Here is a 2403-nt window from a genome sequence, read left to right as displayed (position 1 = left end):
TTTGCATTTATAAGTTGAACTTTACCTTGTCTCCTTTTCTCTTTTTTGTTTTTTAATACCCAAACATATGTTGCTATTCCCGTGTTATAAAAAATATCGTTTGGTAATGCAATTATTGCTTCCAGCAAATCGTTTTCTAAAATATATCTTCTAATATCTGAAGGTCCTGAACCTGCATCACCCGTAAATAACGGTGAACCGTTATGAATAATAGCAACTTTACTACCGCCTTGGCTTTTATCTTTCATTTTAGCAATTGCGGTTTGTAAAAATAACATTTGTCCGTCACCTACAGATGGTAACCCTGCACCGAACCTTCCACCAGCTCCTAAAGCAGCTTCTTTTTCTACAGCTTTTTTATCGTTTTTCCATTCTCTTCCGAAAGGTGGATTAGATAATATATAATCAAACTGTTCGTTTTTGAACTTATCATCGGATAATGTGTTACCATTTTTTATTTTGTCGGCATCGTTACCTTTAATAAGCATATCTGCTTTACATATTGCAAAAGTTTCATCATTAATTTCCTGTCCGAAAGGAAGTAATGTAGCTGAACTATTTAATTTTTTCAAATAATCTTCTGCAACGGAAAGCATTCCACCCGTACCACAAGCAGGGTCATAAATTGTTTTTGCAACATTTTTAGTTAAAACATCGTTATCGTTAGTAAATAGTATATTTACCATAAGTTCTATAACTTCTCTTGGTGTATAATGTTGCCCTGCATCTTCATTATGAGCTTCGGAAAATTTTCTGATTATTTCTTCAAAGATATATCCCATTTCCAAATTAGAAATTTTGTCGGGATGTAAATCTGCTTTCGGTGTAGTAAATTCTTGTATAACAATATACAACAAGTTTTTATCTGCTAATGTTTGTATTTCATTATCAAATTTAAACTTTTCTATAATCTGTTTAACATTTTCGGAAAAACCATTTATATAGTTTCTAAAATTAGCTTCAATGTTATTTGCATCGTCAAGTAAAGTTTCAAAAGTGTATTTACTTATATTATAAAAGGCATAGCCTGATGTTTTTTTCAAAAAATCTGATTTCATAGGCATTTCGTTAAGCATAAATTCATTTTTTTCTAAAACAGCTTGTTTTGTTTTAGCTAATATACAATCAAATCTTCTAATAACGGTAAAAGGTAAAATAACTTTTCCGTATTCGTGCGGTTTATAAACACCTGTAAGTTTATCTGCAATAGCCCATATTAGATTTGCTTTTTCATTTACATTTGAAGTTAAACTCATAGATACTCCTTTTGTGTATGCTGTGAAAATAGAAACTGATACTTTTTAATTTTACCAAATTTAACCTACAAGTCAAAGTAAAAATGGCTTATTTAAGTGATAAAATTAAATTCATATACGGATTATTATATTAAACTATTTAGACAATGTCGTAAAGCATTTTTTTACTTTTTTATTATTTAATTTTATATGCTTATTCAATTAACAAAAGAAAATCACATAATTTATAATGATTTTAAAGAAATCTCAAACTGAAGTTTACTTTAATAAAACTATATTTAAATTTAAATATAAAAAAATGTAAATCGCAATATGTTTTTATTATGATATGATTTATATAAATAGAAAAATGTATGACAAATTTTACAAATACACCTTTTATTTTTACAAAGCTATAATTTACAGCATAAAATCATAATTATAAATTTATTTTTTGTTATTATAAAAATTTCAGATAATTTTATTGTAATACAAAATTCACCGGATTACACTTTTGTATTTTATAATGAGTGTCACTATTGATGAAATTTGTCATTGTTTGTATATCTTTATCAAACAATTTGGTTTTATCGTAAGTTGTTCTGAATAAAAAACTTATACCTGAATTCTTAATTAAATTTATACTTTGTTTTATTGAAAAAGTATCAACCGCAACACAACAAACTAAATTGTATTTATCAAAAGTTGCTTTTATATCCATAGCAATAAAATCTACCAACTTTTGATTTATAATTTGTTCCAATATTTGCGGATTAGAACCGTTAGTATCAAGTTTTCCCAAAAAGCCCATAGACTTAACTTTTTTTATAAAGTTAATTAAATCCGGTTGTAATGTCGGTTCGCCCCCTGTTATTACAACGGCATCCAACTGATTTTTTCTGCTTTCAAGGAAAGCAAAAACTTGTTCTTCCTGTATAGATTCCCGATACATATTAGGATAAACCAGTTCAGGATTATGACAATAAGAACATCTAAAATTACAACCTTGTGTAAAAACAATAGCTGAAGTTTTATTTGGAAAATCTATAAATGAAAATTTTTGTAATCCGCCTATTTTCATAAAAAATACTCCGTATTTTGATGTATGGATATACAGACTAAAATTGCTTTATATCTTTGAGACATAAAAGAAGAGGATATTTCTATC

2 protein-coding genes are annotated in these 2403 nt (G+C 27.4%); both read right to left on the bottom strand.

Features of this window, described 5'->3' with window-relative positions:
- A partial coding sequence (locus ACMUOV_RS05425; protein WP_413854090.1) for a type I restriction-modification system subunit M occupies nucleotides 1-1256 on the bottom strand: 1256 nt, incomplete at its 3' end.
- 460 nt (nucleotides 1257-1716) lie between these two features.
- Nucleotides 1717-2316, bottom strand: coding sequence for an anaerobic ribonucleoside-triphosphate reductase activating protein (locus ACMUOV_RS05420; protein ID WP_413854089.1), 600 nt, complete (start codon nucleotides 2314-2316; stop codon nucleotides 1717-1719).
- Nucleotides 2317-2403: the final 87 nt, after the last annotated feature.

The sequence above is a fragment of the Candidatus Ruminimicrobium bovinum genome (genome assembly GCF_902760015.1).
Taxonomy (GTDB): Bacteria; Elusimicrobiota; Endomicrobiia; order Endomicrobiales; family Endomicrobiaceae; genus Ruminimicrobium; species Ruminimicrobium bovinum.
This window is presented reverse-complemented; position numbering and strand designations above follow the sequence as displayed.

What these genes read in the sequence shown, in the direction of transcription:
- ACMUOV_RS05420 (WP_413854089.1), bottom strand. Translation starts at nt 2,316, where the DNA reads ATGAAAATAGGCGGATTACAAAAATTTTCATTTATAGATTTTCCAAAT.